The organism is Leptotrichia sp. oral taxon 498 (assembly GCF_002240055.1).
Taxonomy (GTDB): domain Bacteria; phylum Fusobacteriota; class Fusobacteriia; order Fusobacteriales; family Leptotrichiaceae; genus Leptotrichia; species Leptotrichia rugosa.
This window is the reverse complement of record NZ_CP016753.1, coordinates 1472252-1492527: the sequence shown is the minus strand read 5'-3', so window position 1 is coordinate 1492527 and position 20276 is coordinate 1472252. Positions and strand designations below refer to the sequence as shown.

27 protein-coding genes are annotated in these 20276 nt (G+C 30.4%); 1 reads left to right on the top strand and 26 read right to left on the bottom strand.

What is annotated here, in order from left to right; all coding sequences use genetic code 11:
- Positions 1 to 234: 234 nt before the first annotated feature.
- The 16 genes from BCB68_RS07510 to BCB68_RS07435 form a co-directional block, all read right to left on the bottom strand.
- On the bottom strand, positions 235 to 687 hold the full coding sequence (locus BCB68_RS07510) for a bactofilin family protein (RefSeq protein WP_094080210.1): 453 nt from the start codon (positions 685 to 687) through the stop codon (positions 235 to 237).
- A gap of 30 nt (positions 688 to 717) precedes the next feature.
- Positions 718 to 1596 carry an ABC transporter permease gene (locus tag BCB68_RS07505; RefSeq protein WP_068157324.1) on the bottom strand — a complete coding sequence of 293 codons (879 nt, stop codon included), beginning with the start codon at positions 1594 to 1596 and terminating at the stop codon, positions 718 to 720.
- A 55-nt stretch (positions 1597 to 1651) separates the two neighbouring features.
- Complete coding sequence (locus BCB68_RS07500) at positions 1652 to 2731, bottom strand: ABC transporter permease (RefSeq protein ID WP_231724692.1); 1080 nt, start codon at positions 2729 to 2731, stop codon at positions 1652 to 1654.
- Positions 2718 to 4256 (bottom strand): ABC transporter ATP-binding protein, encoded by a 1539-nt coding sequence (locus BCB68_RS07495; protein ID WP_094080209.1) that lies wholly within the window; start codon positions 4254 to 4256, stop codon positions 2718 to 2720. Before BCB68_RS07495 ends, BCB68_RS07500 begins: the two co-directional genes overlap by 14 nt.
- Before the next feature lie 46 nt (positions 4257 to 4302).
- Entirely contained in the window at positions 4303 to 5364 is a 1062-nt protein-coding gene (locus BCB68_RS07490; protein WP_094080208.1) for a hypothetical protein, read from the bottom strand.
- Positions 5365 to 5394: 30 nt separating this feature from the next.
- On the bottom strand, positions 5395 to 7176 hold the full coding sequence (gene uvrC / locus BCB68_RS07485; protein WP_094080799.1) for an excinuclease ABC subunit UvrC: 1782 nt from the start codon (positions 7174 to 7176) through the stop codon (positions 5395 to 5397).
- 169 nt (positions 7177 to 7345) lie between these two features.
- Complete coding sequence (gene rapZ / locus BCB68_RS07480) at positions 7346 to 8224, bottom strand: RNase adapter RapZ (RefSeq protein WP_094080207.1); 879 nt, start codon at positions 8222 to 8224, stop codon at positions 7346 to 7348.
- Between the two features lie 384 nt (positions 8225 to 8608).
- On the bottom strand, positions 8609 to 9019 hold the full coding sequence (locus BCB68_RS07475; protein ID WP_237048593.1) for a DUF4291 family protein: 411 nt from the start codon (positions 9017 to 9019) through the stop codon (positions 8609 to 8611).
- 187 nt (positions 9020 to 9206) lie between these two features.
- Positions 9207 to 9497: a hypothetical protein gene (locus tag BCB68_RS07470; RefSeq protein ID WP_094080206.1), complete on the bottom strand. Its 291-nt coding sequence runs from the start codon at positions 9495 to 9497 to the stop codon at positions 9207 to 9209.
- Between the two features lie 180 nt (positions 9498 to 9677).
- A complete protein-coding gene (locus BCB68_RS07465) occupies positions 9678 to 9989 on the bottom strand; it encodes a hypothetical protein (protein ID WP_237048592.1) in 312 nt (103 codons plus the stop codon).
- Positions 9967 to 10341, bottom strand: coding sequence for a hypothetical protein (locus BCB68_RS07460; RefSeq protein WP_068154687.1), 375 nt, complete (start codon positions 10339 to 10341; stop codon positions 9967 to 9969). The genes BCB68_RS07465 and BCB68_RS07460 overlap by 23 nt, the downstream gene beginning before the upstream one ends.
- Before the next feature lie 8 nt (positions 10342 to 10349).
- Positions 10350 to 10676 carry a universal stress protein gene (locus BCB68_RS07455; RefSeq protein WP_094079876.1) on the bottom strand — a complete coding sequence of 109 codons (327 nt, stop codon included), beginning with the start codon at positions 10674 to 10676 and terminating at the stop codon, positions 10350 to 10352.
- A 12-nt stretch (positions 10677 to 10688) separates the two neighbouring features.
- Positions 10689 to 10916 carry a crAss001_48 related protein gene (locus tag BCB68_RS07450; protein WP_216639342.1) on the bottom strand — a complete coding sequence of 76 codons (228 nt, stop codon included), beginning with the start codon at positions 10914 to 10916 and terminating at the stop codon, positions 10689 to 10691.
- Positions 10917 to 11021: 105 nt separating this feature from the next.
- Positions 11022 to 11540, bottom strand: coding sequence for a glycoside hydrolase family 108 protein (locus BCB68_RS07445; RefSeq protein WP_094080204.1), 519 nt, complete (start codon positions 11538 to 11540; stop codon positions 11022 to 11024).
- 18 nt (positions 11541 to 11558) lie between these two features.
- Complete coding sequence (locus BCB68_RS07440) at positions 11559 to 12299, bottom strand: hypothetical protein (protein ID WP_237048591.1); 741 nt, start codon at positions 12297 to 12299, stop codon at positions 11559 to 11561.
- 224 nt (positions 12300 to 12523) lie between these two features.
- Positions 12524 to 13477 carry a tyrosine-type recombinase/integrase gene (locus tag BCB68_RS07435; protein WP_094080203.1) on the bottom strand — a complete coding sequence of 318 codons (954 nt, stop codon included), beginning with the start codon at positions 13475 to 13477 and terminating at the stop codon, positions 12524 to 12526.
- Positions 13478 to 13517: 40 nt separating this feature from the next.
- Here BCB68_RS07435 and BCB68_RS11060 point away from each other — a divergent pair, with 40 nt between their 5' ends.
- Positions 13518 to 13799: a gp53-like domain-containing protein gene (locus tag BCB68_RS11060; protein WP_442915279.1), complete on the top strand. Its 282-nt coding sequence runs from the start codon at positions 13518 to 13520 to the stop codon at positions 13797 to 13799.
- Here the strand turns inward: BCB68_RS11060 and BCB68_RS07430 are convergent.
- Genes BCB68_RS07430 through BCB68_RS07385 form a run of 10 tightly spaced genes read right to left on the bottom strand, consistent with a single transcriptional unit; the run spans position 13796 to position 20253 of the window.
- Entirely contained in the window at positions 13796 to 14518 is a 723-nt protein-coding gene (locus BCB68_RS07430; protein ID WP_094080202.1) for a hypothetical protein, read from the bottom strand. The genes BCB68_RS11060 and BCB68_RS07430 overlap by 4 nt on opposite strands.
- Before the next feature lie 15 nt (positions 14519 to 14533).
- Positions 14534 to 15343, bottom strand: a complete 810-nt coding sequence (locus BCB68_RS07425) for a hypothetical protein (protein WP_094080201.1) — start codon at positions 15341 to 15343, stop codon at positions 14534 to 14536.
- Positions 15343 to 15729, bottom strand: coding sequence for a phage tail fiber protein (locus BCB68_RS07420; protein WP_094080200.1), 387 nt, complete (start codon positions 15727 to 15729; stop codon positions 15343 to 15345). Before BCB68_RS07420 ends, BCB68_RS07425 begins: the two co-directional genes overlap by 1 nt.
- Positions 15730 to 15744: 15 nt before the next feature.
- Positions 15745 to 16842, bottom strand: coding sequence for a baseplate J/gp47 family protein (locus BCB68_RS07415; protein ID WP_094080199.1), 1098 nt, complete (start codon positions 16840 to 16842; stop codon positions 15745 to 15747).
- Between the two features lie 18 nt (positions 16843 to 16860).
- On the bottom strand, positions 16861 to 17340 hold the full coding sequence (locus BCB68_RS07410; RefSeq protein WP_094080198.1) for a DUF2634 domain-containing protein: 480 nt from the start codon (positions 17338 to 17340) through the stop codon (positions 16861 to 16863).
- 1 nt (position 17341) lies between these two features.
- Entirely contained in the window at positions 17342 to 17806 is a 465-nt protein-coding gene (locus BCB68_RS07405; RefSeq protein WP_157697374.1) for a DUF2577 family protein, read from the bottom strand.
- A gap of 5 nt (positions 17807 to 17811) precedes the next feature.
- The gene (locus tag BCB68_RS07400) at positions 17812 to 18210 is read right to left on the bottom strand and encodes an XkdQ/YqbQ family protein (RefSeq protein WP_094080196.1); all 399 of its coding nucleotides are present in this window, start codon (positions 18208 to 18210) and stop codon (positions 17812 to 17814) included.
- Positions 18210 to 19139, bottom strand: a complete 930-nt coding sequence (locus BCB68_RS07395) for an XkdQ/YqbQ family protein (RefSeq protein ID WP_094080195.1) — start codon at positions 19137 to 19139, stop codon at positions 18210 to 18212. The genes BCB68_RS07400 and BCB68_RS07395 overlap by 1 nt, the downstream gene beginning before the upstream one ends.
- On the bottom strand, positions 19120 to 19848 hold the full coding sequence (locus BCB68_RS07390) for a hypothetical protein (protein WP_094080194.1): 729 nt from the start codon (positions 19846 to 19848) through the stop codon (positions 19120 to 19122). Before BCB68_RS07390 ends, BCB68_RS07395 begins: the two co-directional genes overlap by 20 nt.
- Positions 19849 to 19851: 3 nt before the next feature.
- Positions 19852 to 20253, bottom strand: coding sequence for a hypothetical protein (locus BCB68_RS07385; protein ID WP_094080193.1), 402 nt, complete (start codon positions 20251 to 20253; stop codon positions 19852 to 19854).
- Between the last annotated feature and the right edge of the window lie 23 nt (positions 20254 to 20276).

Here is a 20276-nt window from a genome sequence, read left to right as displayed (position 1 = left end):
TCTAATTTTTCTCCTCAATTAACTTAAATCCCTCTAAATCAGCTTTTTTAAATTCTTCAATCAATTTTTTTCCATATATCCCAAACTTTATCATATTCTTCATCATCTAATATTACCATTTTTTTATACTCCAGTCTATAAAAATTTTTACACAAAAAAGTCTGTCCCATAAATTATTTAAAAATCTATGAAACAGATTTTTTAAATCACAATATTTTTACTAAAATACTTTCCTTATAATTCTTTATCTTCTAAAACTTCTACTTTCGGCTCATCCTTAACTAAAGCTACTTTCATTTTCTTGCTTCCTTCAAACATTCCACCTTCCTGAATAACTAATGTTAATGAAGTAATATTCGATCGAACTTTTCCTTTTGAACCAATTTCAACTTTATCAGCAACTATATCTCCAGAAACTTCGCCTTCAATAAAAACTGATTTTGCTGTGATATTCCCTTTAACTCTTCCTTCTGTTCCTACATGAACTAAACTTCCAGCTTTAATATCACCTTCTAAAACTCCATCGATTTGAAACATTGAATTTGTCTCAATTGTTCCTTTTATTGAAGTTTCCATCGATATTATACTCACTCCGTTTAAATCATCTTCTTCTGAAGTGACAGAACTTGAAGCTACAGACTCTAAATTTTTTTCTTTTACCTTTTTTCCATTATCAAATAATCCCATTTTTCAACCTCTTTTCTAAAAATTTATTTTTTATTTTTCATACGGCAAACCAGATGCCTTCGGCGCTCTAGCTTTTCCAACAAATCCTACTAATGCCAATATTGTCAAAATGTACGGTATCATCGTCAAAAATTGCTGAGGTATTGGAATTCTTGTCGCTTTGGCATAATCAGCAAATGCTTGACCAAAGGCAAATAGTAAACTTGCTAATATTGCTCCAATTGGATTCCATTTTCCAAAAATCATCGCCGCCAATGCGATATATCCACGACCTGCTGACATATTATTTGAAAATGATGGAAGCAGTACAGTTGTCAAATATGCTCCACCAAGTCCTGCGAGTGCTCCCGACAAAAGTACACTTATATATCTTATCTTGTAGACACTTATTCCAACTGTATCCGCTGCAAGTGGATGCTCTCCAACCGTTCTTATTCTAAGTCCTAAAACTGTTTTATACAGAAAAAAATGTGTCAAAATTGCGATTGCATAAATAATAATTAACATCAGAGGCTGGTTTGCAAGAATTGGATTTCCAGCGGCATCTTTTGCCATTGGAGTACTTCCAGCTGTGTTATATAGTGCCTTTATTAAAAATGAAGTTACTGCGACTGCAAATAAATTTATTGCAACTCCGCTTATAATCTGATTTCCTTTTAAATTTATACTAATTACTGCATGAATTAACGAGATTAAAACCCCTACGGCCATTCCTGCCACAATTCCTAAATATGGATTACTTGTGGCTATATTTACAACTGCTGCGGCAAAAGCTCCACTTAACATAATTCCTTCAAGACCAATATTTACAACACCACTTCGTTCTGAAATACACGCTCCAACCGCTGTTATTAAAATTGGTGGCGCAATAATTATTGTTTGCTGTATTAAATTCCCTATTTCTTTCATTTTTCTTATTTTTTCCTTCCTTTTAAATTTAAATTTTAATATTTAAAATTTTTAGTTACTTTTTCTTTTTTTTTATAAAAAACTTAAATAAATTTTCTGATGCTACAAATATAATAATTAATGCTTGAATTATATATACAATGTCCTTATCAACTTGATATCTTTGCTGCAACATCTGTCCACCAACTTCAAGCGCCGCATAAAAAATTCCCGCAACTAAAATTCCAAAAGGATTATTTTTTCCAAGTAAAGCCACCGCAAGTCCAGTAAAACCGTAGTCTCCCATAATTAACTCTGTATAGGCATACTGGGATGCTCCACCTAAAACTCTTTCCGCACCACCAAGTCCAGCACAAATTCCTGCAATTCCCATTGCTAAAAACATTATCTTCTTTGGATTAATTCCAGCATTTTCAGCGACTGTTTCACTTTGTCCAACAGCTTTTATCTCATAACCTTTTTTCGAATATTTGAAAAAGCAGTAAAGTGCGATAATTAATAAGATTGCCAAGATAAATCCAAAATTTAAATTTTGTTTTGTAACTTTTGCAAAAAGCAGTGGAAGTCTTGCATTTTTCACAACTTTTACAGTTTGAGGAATCTGTGATAACGGATCTTTTAACGGTCCATTTATCAAAAAATTCTGAATTTCAACAATTATATAATTTAACATTATTGTACTAATTACTTCATTTACGCCAAATCTAGATTTTAAAAACCCTGCGATCCCCGCCCAAATAAATCCTGCAACCATCGCAACAATTATTACAATTACAACATTTCCCAAAAACTGATTTTTAAACGCAACAGCCCAAAATGCTGCAGTCAGTCCTCCAGCAATCATTTGCCCTTGCATTCCTATGTTAAAAAGCCCTGCACGAAAAGCTACCATTGCCGACAGTGCCGAAAAAATAAGCGGTGTCGCTATAAATAAAGTTTTGGCAAGTCCACTAAAAAATGGTGAACGAGGTGAACTCTGATAAAAAGCTGCCTTTACCATATCAAAATATGCCACAAATGGATTTAATCCTTTTGAAATCATTATTATTCCACCGATAATTAGAGCAATAAAAACTGAAACTATTGTTGGAATAAAATCTATTATTTTTGATTTTATCTCATTACTTTTCATCATTTAATTTCCCTCCTGCCATTAATATCCCAATTTTTTCCGCTGTTGCTTCACTTCTGTTCAAAATTCCTACAATTTTTCCTGAATACATAACTGCAATTCTATCGCTTAATGCCATTATTTCCGATAATTCAGCTGAAACAACCAAGATTGCTTTCTTTTTAGTTTTTTCCTGCAAAATCGTGTTGTGTATCATTTCAATCGCACCAATATCGACTCCTCGGGTTGGCTGTGCCGCAATTATAAACTTATTTTCCCGCTCTAATTCCCGTGCAACTACAACTTTTTGCTGATTTCCTCCAGAAAGTCCGCCAAATTTAATTTTCCCATTATTCGGACGAATATCATATTTTTCAATATATTTTTTAGTTTTAGCTTCAATTTCTCCATAATTCATCAAAAACCCTTTTGAATATTCATCTTGAAGTCCAAGCGCCATATTTTCTTCCATGGTAAAATTGTCAATTGCGGCTCTTTTATGTCTGTCTTCTGGGATATGTGCAAATCCCGAGTTTTTAATTTCCTTTGGTGTCTGATTTTCCAAACTCTTATTTCCTATCGAATATTTTCCATCATCAATCTTTACAAGCCCAGCCAGAGCTTCAATTAACTCAGTTTGTCCATTTCCTTGAACTCCTGCAATTCCTAGAACTTCTCCTTCCCTTATTTCAAAAGAAACATCGCTGACTTTTTCAATTCCATCTTTTCCGCCCTTTTTATCTTTTACAGTTAAATGTTCAACTTTTACAAGCACATTCCCAAGTTTTACTTCAGGACGCTTTACTTCAAACAAAACGACTCTTCCAACCATAAGATTTGCAATTTTTTCTTTAGTTGCTTCACTTGTTGCAAGTCTTCCAACATCGCTTCCTCTTCTGATAACCGTGATATTATCCGACAAATCCAGCACTTCCTGCAATTTATGCGAAATAAAGATTATAGTTTTTCCTTCTTTTACCAAATTTTTCATAATTTCATAAAGCTCTTTTACTTCTTGCGGCGTAAGTACGGCACTTGGCTCATCAAATACTAGAAGTTCTGCTCCTTTAAACAAAACTTTCAAAATTTCTATTCTCTGTTGAATTCCAACCGATAAATCTGAAACTTTTGCGTCAGGATCAATATTTAAACCATATTTTTCAGAAACTTGCCGAACTTTTTCCCTAGCTTTATTCAAGTCAAAAAATATTCCGTCTTTTTTTGGCTCAAATCCAAGCACCATATTTTCTGCAACCGTTAAAGTGTCAACTAGCATAAAATGCTGATAAACCATTCCAATTCCAAGTTTTGCTGCCATTGTTGGACTAATTATTTCAGTTTTTTTCCCTTTGTAAAAAATCTCACCTGAAGTCGGTGCATAAAGCCCATTTAATATTTTCATAAGTGTTGACTTTCCAGCTCCGTTTTCTCCAACTATTGCGTGAATTTCCCCTTTTTTAACCTTCAAGGTAATGTCATCATTTGCAACAATTTTTCCACCCAAAAATTCCTTTCGAATATTTTTCATTTCCAAAATATAATCACTCATTTTTCCTCCTGTTAAAATTATTTCATTCACAAAATTTACTTATTTTTTAGAAAAAATCTGAAACATAGTAATTAGAATCAGTTTTCAGCAAATCCAAAACTTCAATTGGTTTTTTCACAACATTAATTTTATAGTCTTTGTAATAATATTTCGGCTCCTTTCCACCAATAAACACGACTGTGTTATCTTCATTAAACATATACCCATGATAATCACTATTTTCCAAAAGTAACGGCGTTCTTTTCAACTTTAGCTTATTTTTTGCAAGTTCTTCTATAATATTTTCAGGAAAGCCCGTCAAATAGACATTTTTTTCCATCTCTGGCAAAATTGCCTGATCTTCCAATTTATCCGAAATCACAACATCTTTATCAAACTTATAAATTGAGTCATCTTGCAACTTTCCAATTCCTGAATTTTCATAACTTTCTTTTATAAAATATTCCACTTTTGACTTTTCAAAATTTTCAACAACTTCTTTCCGATTTTTTTTCAGCTCTTCAATCAAAAACTCCTTGTCCAGCTCAGAATAGACATTGTTTGGATTAAATTTAGGTTTATCCAAAAGCTGATATAACACATAAATTTGTCTATTTAAAAATTCCTGATCAGTTCCAGCGTATTCAGTTGCACCCATTCTACCTGACATTGAAGTCAATTGCTGTCTATAATAGTCTTCCAATGAAGACGCTGGAAGTTCTAAGATTTTTTCTTCATCAGATAAAAGATCTTCTTTTATTTGCTGCATCTCTTCATAAAATCGGCTTTCTAAAAGTAACGAATATTTTCTAGTTGCTCTTATATTTACAACTTTTGGCTCTCCGCTCTTCGTTTTAATCGGCTCAATCCCCTTCAAAAAAGTATTAAATTCATTAAAAAATCTATTTTTCCCAAATAAATCACTTGGATATGTTATTTCAAATAATTTTATCTCATATCTTCCAGGAATCACTTTTCGCATTTTTTCTTCTCCATCAATGTTGACTTTTACTTTTTTAAATTTAGGTTCTTCTTCACTAGCCCATTTAATTTCTTTTTTTATTTTATCAAACATTGAAAAACTAATCAGACTGCAGCCTAAAAGCATAAGAATTATTCCTTTTTTCAAAATTTTTCCTCCTTTTAAAATTTTCAAAAATTACAGTTTTTCTTTAATCAAAATTGCCACATTTTCTGGAACAACTTCCATAAGTTCTTCAATTTTCGCATTTTTTATATTTTTTATTAATCCAAATTTTTTAATCAATTCTTTTTTTCTTTTCGGTCCAATTCCCAAAATACTATCTAGCGCACTTTTAACATTTCTTTTACTTCGCAATTTTCTGTGGTGCGTTATTCCAAATCTATGTGATTCATCTCTAAGTCTTTGTAAAATTTTCAAAGTTTCATCGCTTTTCTCAAAAATATATGGCTCACTCTCATAACTTTTAAAAATTTCTTCTTCTCTTTTTGCAATACTGATTATATCCAAATATTCAAATTTTTTCAATTTTTCCAAAACATCTACCGCAATTCCCAGCTGTCCTTTTCCCCCATCAATTAAAATCAAATCAGGCAATTCTTCCATGCCTAATTTAGAATATCTTCTTGTAAGAGCCTCTCTCATCATAGCAAAGTCATCTGGCGTATCTTTTACTGTAATCTTAAAATGTCTGTATTCCTTTGGCGTAACTTCTCCATCAATCGCAACTGTCATCGCAGCAACAGCATCAACTCCCTGAATATTGGAAATATCAAAGCATTCAATCCTATGTGGCATTTTTTTTAATCTAAGTTTTCTTTTTAAATTTAACAATCCTTCATGCACTAACCGTTTTTTTCTGAAAAACTTTTCCACTTCTTCATCCAAGTTCAAATATCCCATTTCCAAAAGCTGTTTTCTGCGACTTTGAATTTTTGGAAAATACATCTTAATTTCCTTCTTTTTCTCAATTTTAGCCCATTCTTTAATAAGTTCTTCCTTTTCCAAATATTTTTCATCAGAAATAATATTTTTTGGAATATTTCTTTTTTCATAATAAGCTGTAATCAGGCGCTCAAAAATATTTTCTTGATTTCCTGCGACTTCTTTTATAACAATATGATTTTTCCCAATAATCTTACCATCCCGCACATTTAACACGCACAAAAATATATTTTCCAGTTTTTGTGTAAATACAAATATATCTTCATCTATTTCACGGCTGTATTCAATAATCTGAGTTTGCAGCATTTTCTTTAATACGGTTATTTTTTCCCGCTCGACAATTGCCCGCTCAAATTCCATATTCTGGCTTAGCTCATTCATTTTATTTTCTAGCCTTTTTAATACTTCATCACTATTTCCAGAAAGAAAATTTTGAAAATTTTTAACATTTGTATTGTACTCAGAAGAAATATTTTTAAATTTACAGGGAGCAGGACAAGTTTTCATATGATATTTTAAACATGGTTTAGTTACTTTGTCCATATTTCTAGCACAATCCCTTACAGGAAATATCTTTATCAAAGACTTTAGCGCAAAATAAATTCCCATTGGATATGGTCCAAAATATTTTGCATTTTCATTTAATTTTCTTGTACTTCTCACGACTTCTATTTTAGGGAATTTTTCTTTTGTAAATTTTATGTATGGATAAGTTTTCTCATCTTTTAACAAAATATTATATTTTGGCATATTTTTCTTTATAAGATTATTTTCCAAAATAAGCGCTTCAACTTCAGTTTTACAAATAAAAAACTCAATATCTTTTATATTTTTCACGAGTTCCAGCGTTTTCGCATTATGCGACTTAATATTCATAAAATATGACTTTACCCTGTTTTGCAAATTTTTTGCTTTTCCGACGTAAATTATTTTCCCCCGAGAATTTTTCATCAAATAAACTCCAGGATTTTTAGGAATATCCTTATATCTTACAGGTGAAGTTATCTCTTCCATCTTTTGCCTTTCCAATTTTTCAAATAAACTTATTTCATTCCCAGATAATCCCCCGATTTCTTCACTAAAAAATATCAAATTTTTTCATTTTTTATTTTAAAAAAATTTTTTACAAAACCACAACTAAAATTTAATTTTAAATTTTAATCCGAATTTTTTATTATAAAATTTATTCAATTTCTGTTTTTTCCCCAACTTCCCTATGGTATTTACCAATTTTATAATCTTCTCTTTTTGTAAGATCTTCAAAAAGTTTATTTACAAAAGTTACAGAACGGTGCTGCCCTCCCGAACATCCTATTCCTATTCTAAGATGTGATTTTCCTTCTTTTTCATAGCAAGGTATCAAATAAATAAGCATTTGCAATAGCATCTCATAAAATTTTTGACTTTCAGAAAGTCCCATCACATAATTTTGAACATCTATATGATTTCCAGTTTTTTTCTTTAAATTATCAATATAATAAGGATTCGGAAGAAATCTCACATCAAACATCAAATGTAAATCTAGCGGTATTCCATACTTAAATCCAAACGAAGTTAAATTTATATTTATTTTTTTCAATTTTCCTGAAAACTCTTTTTCCAAAAGTTTTTGTAAATCTTTTACTTTAAGAGTGCTGGTATCAATTACCAAATCCGCTAAAGACATAAAATTTTTAAGCATTTTTCGCTCTGCCTTTATATTAGAAAGCAAAGTATCGTACAAATTTAACGGATGTTTTCTTCGGGACAACTCATATCTGCTAAGCAGCACATCGTTTCTTGCATCCAAATAAATCATCGTATGGGATATTTCTTCTTCGTCTAATATTTTCAACTGCTCTGTAAGCTGTTCCATAAATTCCTGATTTCTCACATCTATCACAACAGCAACTTTATTTCTTTTTTTGCTGCTTAAGAAAATTTCATTCAAATATTGAAAAAGATTTATAGGAAAATTGTCAATACAAAAATACTCTCTGTCTTCAAAAAAGTTAATTACTTCCGATTTCCCAGCTCCACTCATTCCTGTTATTATAATAAGTTCTTTTTTTATTTCTTCCATTTTTTACTTTCCTTTCAAATTTTTAATTAAATTTGTTTTCACTCTCAATTCTATTATAGCAAAAAATTCCTATCTTTTGAAAAAAATTCTTAAATAAATTTATTAATTTTTGATAACGTTTTACATATTTTAATTATTATACCACATCTAGTATCAAATATAAATATTTTTTCTAATATATGGATAAAATATGCAAGAGTAAATGTCATTTTTTATGAAATATATTGTTTTAGTTCAATATTATACATTTCATTTGAATTTTTCCCATCAAAAAGTTTTCACTCAACCTTTAAAAATCCTTTTTTAAGGAAAATTTCAATATTTTAAAATTTTTATTTTAAAAAATCAATATTTAAAAATAACCGTTGTCTTTTACAACAACGATTATTTGGAAGTATAATTAAACAATATATATCTTTTCTCTTGAGGAAGTATAGACTCCGAAAAAGTTCCATTTTGAATTCTATTTCTCATCTCAATAACTTTATCAGTTATATCCGTTATATTTACAATCCAGTCATTTATATATTTTTTTACTGTTTCTCCCTTTATACCTAACTGTATTGCTCTTCTTCCTATTGGATTGCCATAAATATCTCTATCTGGATCCCATTGACATCTTACTTCTGAATTTTCCAGTTTTTCTTTCCATTCTTCCTTAGATAAATCAGAAACTTCTCTAAAAGATGAAAGTACAGCATTTTTTACTATTTCATCAAATCCTTTCCTTTTCAGGTCAATTGCCAGTATTCTTTCCTGTCCTTGTTTAGCAGCCCAGCCACTTCGGTACATCATCTATAATAGTTGGATTTAATCTAAACATTTCATTTATGGATTTTTAAAGTATTTATAAAGTATAAAAGTACTAAAAAGGTACTAAAATTCAAAAAGAGGCATATTTCAGTCTCTTTTACTTTATCCTGTATTTTCTATTAAAAATATAACATTATTTTCTTATTTGTCAATTTTTATTTTATCATATTTAGTTTCTGTTTTTTTTCATTTCTCTATAATCACTTAAAGTATTTGCCATTACAGTTTGTATAATCTCATTATCTTTAGATAGTATTGTTTCTATTAAATCGTTTCTATATTTATTTAAAATATCTAACATTTCAATACTTCCTGTCATTTTTAATCCTGTTTCCAGCACTCCTAGTTCCCAGTCTACATATTTTTTAGCATCATTTCCAAATTCCTTTTTTACTTCGCTTACTAAAAAATGTCTATAATCCTTTTTTGTAAAACTGTTCTTTTGTTTTATTTTTCTCATTTCCTCTCCTTTCACAAGACTATTATACAACATGTTTTATATTTTACCAACAATTTTTTATAAAATATAGATAAGGTATTTTAATGATGTAGGAGATTTTAAATTTTCGTATTTTTTCATCACTTTATTTAAAAAATATTGTGACTTTTTCATTCCACAAAAAAAGATAGCCATTTCTGGCTATCTTCCGAATATTTTGACAACTATCTTTTTCTCTTTATCTTCATCAACCATTCTTTGCCTATCAAATCCAGCAATAATTATCAATGCCGCCATATTTGTTCCGATTAATAGCAACATATCCTCTTTTTTTGATTTTTCTTCGATATTATCAAAAATCTCTTTATTGCTTTCACTTTTTAACCTGCTTCTTAATAAATTCAAGTTCTGATGTCTTTGATAATTTCTTAACTTCAATGTCAAAACCGAATTTAAAAATATAACGGCTAGCATAATAAACGCTAATTTTCTACTTTTGCGATGCTTTTCCATTATCATCACCTTTATCCTTTTTGACAAACCCCAGCTTTTCCAGCAGCAATTCTAAAAAGCCTGTACTAATGCCATATCTTTTTTGGTTTATCGTTTCCAGCAATGCCTCTCCAAAAAATCCAAAAACTGGACTCCACGGATATAAGTATTCTGCCGAAAAATGTCCTATTATCTTGTTTAAAGACAATGTTATTGACATAGTCATTCCAGCAACTGCTATTCTTTTCAAATATGGCTTGACAGGCTTGTTGTCAACCATTTTTTGAGCCACTACACCAAATAATACTCCGCTAAAAAATAAGATCAAGAAAAGTCCGTGATTGTCAATTATTATTTTTAAGTCCTCTATCATTTATGCTCCTACAATATGTTTTTGTTCCCTGCTTTTTCCTCATCGAAAATTTGTTGCAGTATAACTTTTAAGTCAAACGTCTTTCTGGCTTCTTTTAAAACTTCTGTTAGAACTTCTTCACCAATTTCTTCTGCAAAGTCAGGAATCCATTTTCTGTCAATTGATTTTTCTTTTTTTAACAGATCTTCCAGCTTATCCCAGAAGCCTTCATATACCTGCTTAAATTTTTCTGCTCCAGCTTTTCCTTTTGCAGCTATTTCTGTTTTATAGATTAAAGTCTTTCCTAATTCTAAAATTTTTCCTGTCAAATATATTTTTGCTGCTAATTTATCCATTTTTATCATCTCCTATTTTATTCTTTTTCTTAAAATGTTTGCATATTTAGTCATTATTTCCCTTTGTTCTTTTAACAATTCTTGTTCTTCCGAATCTATTGTTTTAAAAATATCATTTTTTTCAATGAAGTTATTCAATTTTTCGATTTTAAAATTCAAATCTTCCAGTTCTTTTCTTAATCTTGATTTATAATCGTTCATTTTTATTGCTCCCTTTTCCTTATCTTTCTTAATATTCATTCTAAGCCACCTAACAAGCGTTTTAAGACAAATCAACTCATTAGGTAACTTCAACATCAAAAGTATTCCTTTTATGCTCTTATTTGGCTTATATCAAAGCTGTTTTTAGATTGATTTTAAATAATTTTCTTTTCTATCCACTCTGTTAAGCCACCCTTTCAAAAAAACTTTTTGTGATGGTCTGTTTGCTGCTATTACTTTATAATATCTTCTCTGCAAATCGTGATATTTTTCCAAAAATTTATTTTCATCAACTTCATTTAACGCAGCTAAACTTTTTTCTCCTAAAATTCCGTCCACTCTCAAATCAAATCCTAATTCATTAAGTGCAGCCTGTGCTTTTTTAGCTCCCCATTTTCCAGCGTTTACTACAAAGTCGCAAATTGATAAAGCTATCTTGTCTGATTTTAAAGTATCAAGCCCATTTCTATGATAGTATTTCTTATTATAAATATCTCTTGCTATCTCAAGCGGTATATCTCTCATTTCACCTTTGTATCCATATTTTCTAGCTTCTGATTCTATAATTCCATATTTTGTTTTACCTCCTCTATCATTTTTGTCGTTTGAGTATCCACCCTCAACTTTCAGCAAATAATCAAATATTTTCTCAAATCTGTCCATTTAAATCACTCCTTTTAATTAATTTTGAAAAAAATCACTTACATTAAGCTCTAACATCTGTTCAATAGTGTATCTGCTGATTCCCGCTACTGCCATTTGTTCTGCTACATCTGCAATCTCAATAATATCTTGAATCTTTTTAGCCAAACCCTTTAATTCCGTTCTGTTCAACTCAATAAATTCAACCATTTTTTGCTCATTTAAGACTTTTACTTTTTCAATTTTTTCTTGCTCTAAAGCCCACATTAGCGATATTTTAAGAGACAAACTGTTTCTGTTTCTTTCGTTGTTCTCAAAAGTATATTTTTTGCTATCTTTTTCGATTTCAAGCGGCTGGTTCAAAAAGCTTGATTTAGCTTCGGCTAAGTCTTTTAATGCTTTTTCTCTTAATTCTTTTAATTTTGCATTTAATAAATCATTGTCAACTTTCCAAGTGTGAGAGTCTTTATCCCAAATGCTCCACTCATTTGGTTTTGCAATAGTAACAATTGTTTCATTAACCTCATCCAAATAACTTCCGTCTGATAAAATTAATATTCCTGCTTGAACTCGTTCTGAAATAGTCATTTCTCTAAGTTCTCCAGTTTTTTTGTCCAAGATTGGATTTTTAATTTCTGTGTAGGATATAAAATTTTCCCCTTCTATATATTCACTACAATATTTCAATTTATCAACCTCAAATTCTTTCTGTGATGGTGCTAGAAATATACCTATTATATTCCCATTTTTATCGTATAAATATATTCTAAATCCTTCCATTCTTATCACTCCATTTCTTTAATTTTATTTTGTGCTAACTTATGAATTTGCACGAAATTTAAAAATACAAATACTGATTTTTAAAGACTTTGAAATGATTTTAATTTATGCTTGCATGCATTTTTATTAAATTATTAAAATCTAAAATATGCATAAAGTCAATAAAATCAATAAATATTTTTTAAAATTCTGCACAAATTCATAAATTTATTTACTTTTTACTGTTAAAATCCTGCTTTTTTGCGAATTTCTAATAGTTTGTTTTTTCTATCTCTCGCACTTGTTTTCTTAACATAGTGCTTTTTAGTTACATCTGTTCCGCTATGATTTGCAAATTCACTGGCTAGGTCAATCCCAGCTGTTTTTGCAATAAGATTAATGCTTGTTTTTCTTAGTGAGTGCGGATATAAATTATCTATTCCGACTAACTTTCCAATTTTTCTAACTCTATCTCTTATTGTGCTTTTGCTCATTTGCTTAAATACTCCGTTGTATTTAGTCACTAGTAAGTATTCAACACTATCATTTCTACATCTCAACCACTCCTTTATCAGTTCTGTTGTTTCCTCGAATATTGCAAACTCCACAATCTTCTGTTCCTTTTCCACGATTCCACTTATTATCCCATTCTCCAAGTCAATATTTCCCAATTTTATCGAATGCAATGCCGAAATCCTACAAGCCGTGTCAATAATCAAATTAAATATGATTCTGTCTTGCAAATCAAATCTTTTATCCATTTCCATTTTGACATTAATTTCAATAATCTCTTTATTGCTCAAATAATAACTATTTCTCCGTTTCTCCACATCTGTAACCTTCAATCTATCCAATTTATCCCTAAACGGATGTGTTGCTATTAAATCACGCTTAACTGACCAAATGTAAAAGCTACTAATCGCTGTTATCTTATTATTGATAGTTCTAGCATTATTCCCTTTCACTTCCCTGCAATAACGAATATATCGTTCCAATACGCTCACAATAATTTTCAAAGTATCTTTACTAAGCAAGTAACGATTGTTTTCATACTTCTTGATATACTTAACAAACTGTTTCATGTTGTTAAGATATGTCTTGTAAGTCGTGTTTTTAGTTGCTTCGTTCTTTGCTATGCTACTGTTAAGATACTCTAAATATATCTGTGCATTTCTCCCTTTGATTAATTTCAATTCCATTTTTTATCATCTCCTCTATAATATTTACTAATATTATAGAATAGAAAATTTATTCACATTTGGAAAAAATTGGATAAAATTTCCTTTTGGGCTAACGATACAATGGGGAGCTAATACAGCACCGAATGGAAATGATTTAATAAATCTAAACACACCTTTTGAGTCAACAGATTATCAGATTGTTGTGTCTGATGACGGTCCCGGAACACATGTAATTGGAACAGTTCCTGTTACCAATGAAGTTTTCAGACTATTTGGAACAGACCCTGGCAGTTTAAAATACACGAAAACTGGATTTCGCTGGCTGGCAGTTGGATTTTAATATCCTATAGCAAGCCACCAGAATGTTGTATCAGAAAAAATTCCATCTTTTTTTGCCCACGAGCTGAATCCGAAGTTTCCGTCATTTTTAAGACTTACTGAATTTGCTCCACCGCCTATATCTGTTGCTGAAAGAAAAATAGTGGCGTTAGGAAACGGCACGCTGTAAGAAAATGGTGTTGCTCTAATTCCGTCTCTTGCATAATAATTTGTAATTCCAAATTTAAAAATTATGTTTCCAATTTTAAACTGTCCGTTTTTAAATTCAAACAAATTTTCTACTTTGTCCGAAATACCAACGTTTGTAATATCCACAAATTTAGTAATGTCAAAACTTTTACTCGTATGATTTTGGATACATTTATAAATTTTCCCATCTGTCAAATCATTTATGTACCATTTCCCAGCTTCTTTGCTTTCAACTTTACTTATATATCCACCTAAAGATTGTCCTATTGCTTGTTTCCAAGTTTCTGCATCTATCACGTCTCCTGTTTCTATGCCGAATTTAACAATTCCTGCTTTTTCTGTTGTTGCGCTCGAAGTTTGATCATCGAGATGTTCCAATATCTCATACAACTTCATAAAATTCCTTGATACTTTTCTCAAATCAGCAACCGTGTCTAACTGAAATAGCTCAAAAAGTTCGTTTTTAGTATTTGCCGGTATAAAAGTATTTTCATCTACATTTTTTATTAAATCTAATGTCGCTTGTTTCATTTTATCTCCTTTCAACTAATACACAATTTTTACATCATACCAAACTGGAATGACTTCATAAATCAATTCTAGCCAGTATTCTAAATATTCTTTATCTACAACGGATGAATGGAAATTTACTACATATTGGAAATTATTCTTATCGTTTGTTATTGTTACACTATCATTGAAAATAAAATACAGCTTCATTGTATCTTCAAAATACTTTAGAGTGGTCGATCGCCTTAAAATTCTTTTTGCTATAATTCTGTTTATTTTAAATATTGTTGCCAAATTTTTACTTGAGACTAATCCATATTTTCCCTCTAATTTTTCCAAAATTTCGCTTCTTGCCGTTGTAAATCTTCTGTTTTTTATTAAAGTTCCTATTTTAAATTCCAATGATTTTAGCTCAACATCTGCAAAATGAAATATATCCTGAATGAGAGATGAATTTCTGAGTGCTCCTGGAAGCGATTTTATCATACTGTTATAATAATCATTTTTAGCAAGATTATACATAACATCCGCATAATCGTCATCATATACAAAGAGTACCGGGAATTGCTTTTCAGTAATCTTTTGCTTGAAATTTACATAGTCATCTAATCCTACAAAGAATGAAAAATCGCTTACTGTATAATTCAATAGCTCTAACGCTGTCATTTCAGATAATTTTTTAGTATGTTTAACAAAATTAGCTGTTTTGGGATTACTTTTAATCGTAGCAACCTCTTTATCTCTACCATCATTTACAAAATCCCTCACATAGAAATTTGATAATTCATTTTCATTAAAATTATCTTTAATATATTCAGTTGACTTTTGGTGTACATTTTTTGCCATTAGTTTCTAAATCCAATCACATAAAAATTTTTGGCTATCTCATATTGCATTAAAGCATGAATTATAACTTCATCTCTTGCGTCAAAAGTAGCATAATTTATTAAATTTCCATCAGTTATTGAATCATAAATTCCAATTCCTATTACACGCCCCCAGTCTTCCCTTGCTTCAGGAAATTTTACTGAAGCCAAGTTACTTGTTTCATTCGATGTTGTTGACCCGAAATTTATAGCCCTTCTTGTATACGAAGCTGAAACAAGCTCCGTAGCATTTTCTTTTCCATTTTCTCCCGTTGTAACTGCTGTCAAAAGCCCAGCATAATATGTTTTGCCTTCAAACAGTGTATTCAATATTTTAGCTTTTGCCCCTAATGTGAATCCGCTCATTTTTTCCTCCTAAAATTAATCTAAAGTTTTCAGTGTTATATTTAAAACACTTATTAAATCTTCATCTTCCAATATAATATCCTCTTTAGTGTTATTAATATCTATATTTGAAATTTTCTTAAATGCTTTTATTTCTAACAACTTATCAATTACTTCCGCATAATAAATTCTATTCTCTTCAAACAATTTATCTAAAAACACTTGATTTAAAATATTTTTTGTAAGTTCAATCGCACTTTGCTCATTGTATTCTTTGTTTAATATAGCTTCAAATGTGAGACTTATACTTTTCTCTTTGATAGTTTTTACCGTAAATTCCGCGTCTGTTATAATTTCATTATCCAAATATGTTTTTATATCGTTCAGCTCTTCATCTTTTAATTTCATCCCAGCTTCACCAATTCCAATAATTTTAGCTGTCCCTTTACCATTCCATCTTGGAATTACTCTTAATTTCTTCACATTCTTAAATTTATTTAATATCATTTCTTTAATCATATTTGTGTTGTAATTTACACTTGGGACCGATAATATTTTTCTTCTTCTCTCTCGCAATTCTGCATCATTCTCTTCATCTGTTCCATCCGAAATAATATTAAGATTTTCTACTTTTTCAAGTCCGACATAACTTTCAGGGAATTTATTTATTTCCCCGATTCCACAATTTCCAATTATTCCAGCGATATTTGCAACAACATTAACATCACTATATCCAACTGTTCCAGTTTCTTTGTATGCTACTATTTTCGATTCAGCAATAGTGTATACGCAATTATTACTTGCTACTAGCATTCCTTTTTGAATCAATGCTCCACTTGTCCCATAAATTCTAACTATTCCAGTCGCCGTAGTTGCTTTTTTCCTAAAGATATAGTCTTCTTTACAAATACTGTCAAGATAAATGCCTTCAGCCGTATCGGCATTGTAGTTCTTTGACATTTCATTATATAATTTCTGTTGCACAATTAATTCTGTTGAAAATGCTCTCACAATATCTGCCGTAAAACTTCCAGCGGTGTCACTATACTTAATCATAAATTCACCATTAAATATATCCGATACTAAACTGTTTATATCATTTTCATAAATATCTATATCTTTTCTAGTTACCATTTCTTCACCTTCTTCCGATTAAAAATCTTTAAATTCAATTGTTTCAGAAATGTTGAGCATTTCTTTTTCTCCGCCTTTTAACACTATATCGAACTCAAAACTTAGTTTATCTTCTTTAAATTCAGAATAATAATTTATAATTGATTTTATATAATCGTGTTCTTTCAATGCAGATATTATCTCTCTTTTAATCTCACTTTGAGCATAATCTTGATACAGGGGATTTATGCCTTTGTACTTGTTAATTCCTACACCAAATGGAAATATATCCTTATAGTACACTCTCCAAGCATTTTTAGTAACAATCAAACATTTAATAACCCATTGTTTGACAATTTCCTTTTTTGTTGTTAAAAGAACCGGGGTTCCTTTTTCATAAACAAAATCACCTTTTTTAAAATCCCATTTCAAATCAAGATAAACTTCAGAATTGTCGTATTCCAAATTTTTAGTACTAGAATACACATCAAGAGCTGTAATCGCTGAATTAGGTAACATCTTATCCACCTGCCTTATAATAATAAGCCTTGTCTACCAAATAAAACTTTTTCTGATTTTTAAATTCATTTAAGATGACTTCATCCCCAACTTTTAACTCATCAGTCCACTTATTTGTTCCACTAGCTTTATATGTCCCTTTTGCTGCTATTTTATTATGTGTGTTTCCGCCAGAATCCTTGTTCTCACTATCAGTCACATCTATTTCAATATTCCCTTCAACTTCAAATTCTCTGGTATATCCTGCTACTTTTTCAAAAGCTACAACAATTCTATCCGCCTTTAATATTATTCTTTCATCAATTTGAACTTCTAAATTTGGAGGTGCTTTTACAACTTTTCCCAAAAAAGGTCCATTCCAATCAGGATTGCCAAAATTTTTCCTTAAAATCCGAGCTAAATTATCAAATGCCTTATTAGGTTCTGAATGTTTTGCTTCTTCAGGTTGCAACATTTCTTTATCCATAAAAATCACTCGCTTTCTTCTTCATTTTCTTCCAATTCTGCTATTAAATTTAAAGTTAAGCTCATAAAATATATCCCCATTCCGTAAAAACTGTATTTTTGACTAAAATTATGATTCACACTTTTAACTTCAAAAATTCCAGCAATACCGGTGCTATTTTTAGGAACCTTAACCAAATCTCCTGCTCTTAAAACTGGTACTCCAGGAACTGTCAAAGTAAATGTTTTCTCAAGTTTATTTTTTTCTTTTAAAACATTTACAGCTTTTATGGGTTTTTTCTCTTTTTGCTTCTTTTTCGATTTTTTACTATCTTTTGCACTTTTACCAGATTTTTTATTAGCTTTATTATCTTTTTTACTAGAACTTTTGCTACTTTTTTTATTTCTTTTTGTGTTTTTAGCCATTACTTCTTACCCCTTACTTTATTTCGTTTAGAAGTTTTAACCCTAGTTTTTTCAGCTTTTTTATTATTTTTCTTATTCTCTTTTTTATCAGTTTTATTGCCTTTGGTCTTTTCTCTACCTTTTTTAGCTGACTTATCCTGGTTGTTCTTCTCTTGTTTAACCATATATTGTAGCAATCCATATTTTTTGATATTTTCTTCATCTCTCGCTGTATCAACTTTATTCATTTTTTCATCATCTCCGTCTACGACAATGACACTATTTCTCATATTTTCAAAACTTACTGAATAATTAGGATCTTTTATAAAATTAAAAATATTTACAAATCCATCACCAATAGAAATTTTATATTCTTTGGGCTGTATTTTGCCATCTAAATATTTGTCGCTATTTCGTTTAGCAAAATGAAAAGCATTATCTGCAAAATAAAAATACCAATTTTCCTCGGAATCCTCTTTTATAGTTTCTATTATTTTTTTAATAATATCGGCGATACTTTCCTTGTAATAATATTCATCAATTTTCACACTACAGGGTTCGATAGTTCCAACAGGCATATCAAATTCATTTAACATCTTTTTTACACATTTGTCCGCTTCTAAATTATCAAATTGAAAGATTTCAGATATTCTTGAAATATAAAAAGCGGGGTCATAAGCTGTAAATTTAGGAGCCTTGCTGTTTACACTAATTTTAGGAATTATCCCTTGAAATATCAGAGTTTCCATATTGTCATAAAGTTCCACAAAATAAGCTCCTTCATCCAAATCAATTGTGTGATATGGCATATCTTCCCTATAATTGTAAGCGAGTTCAAACTCCATTTGTGCTGTAATATTGTCGATACTGCTTGATAACTGAATATTATCTTTTACAATGCTTGTCAAATCATATCTTTTACTGTCCGGATCAGTTACTATTATTTTCATCTTTACCACTTACCTTGTAAAATAATTTTTCTTCAGTCGCCTCAACTTCTTCTATATCCGAAAACTCTGGAAACTCTTCAAATTCAATATCAAAATTTAGTGTTCCGATAGCGTCAAAACTGCACTCAAATTTATTCACAGTTGCAAGAAAATTCAAATCAACAGGATTTAAAATAGAACTAAGAGTTCCTTTCCCTAATTTCCCTACTAAAATAACCCGTATTGGTTTATCAGATATTTCCAGTGATTTAAATAATAAAAATGTTGTAAACGGGTCAAGCAAATGGTGCGCCGCAAATTTATATTTTTGTTCCGGAATAAAAGAACTAAAAGCTAGAGACTGTAATTTCTTCTTATTTTTAAGTTTTAATATGCCATTTACGGTATCTATACTTTCCCATCCACCGATACTTTTAAATTTCATTTCACTAGGCGGAACTGGGAAAAGATAAAATTCTTTCAATTCTGATAGCTTATTATTTATCTGTGAAAATAAGGCATTTCCGCCTGCTATACTGTCAACTTTTCCTTTTAGATCATTCAGACCACCTGCCAACATTCCTTTCGCTTTTTCAATGAAATTATTGTCACCAAGTTTTTGAGATAAAAAATCCATTGTGTTAAATGATTTATTTCCTAAAAATTCCAGCTCCTTATAATCAACATTCTCGTCAAATTTAATAAATATTTTATAATCCAGTAGTCCCATAACCTATCCTTTCTGCAAACTTGCTGCAATTTTATTCGCTATCGCATCTCCGCTTGGAGCCGCTGGAACATTAACATTAATTTTAATAGCCCTTACTGCTCCTACAACTTCTCCTAACTTTCCAACAATTGAACTTCTAGTGGAAGCGATTTCACCTTTCAATGCGCTAATCTGACCTTTGATTTCTCCCAGAATACTGTTTCTAGTTGTATCAAGCGGATTTCCTTTAATATCTGAACTCAATTGTCTTACCGCCTGCTGCAAATTATTAAAAGCCGCGGGATCTATTTTCATTTGCGTACCTGAAAGCGACATTGGGTCGATTTGAACCTTTGCTGTTGGATCAAGTTTTACTGTCTGTAATTGTGTATTTGCCATGGGTTGCTGCTGTGGAATTTGTGGCATCTGCATACCTGCTAATTGACCAT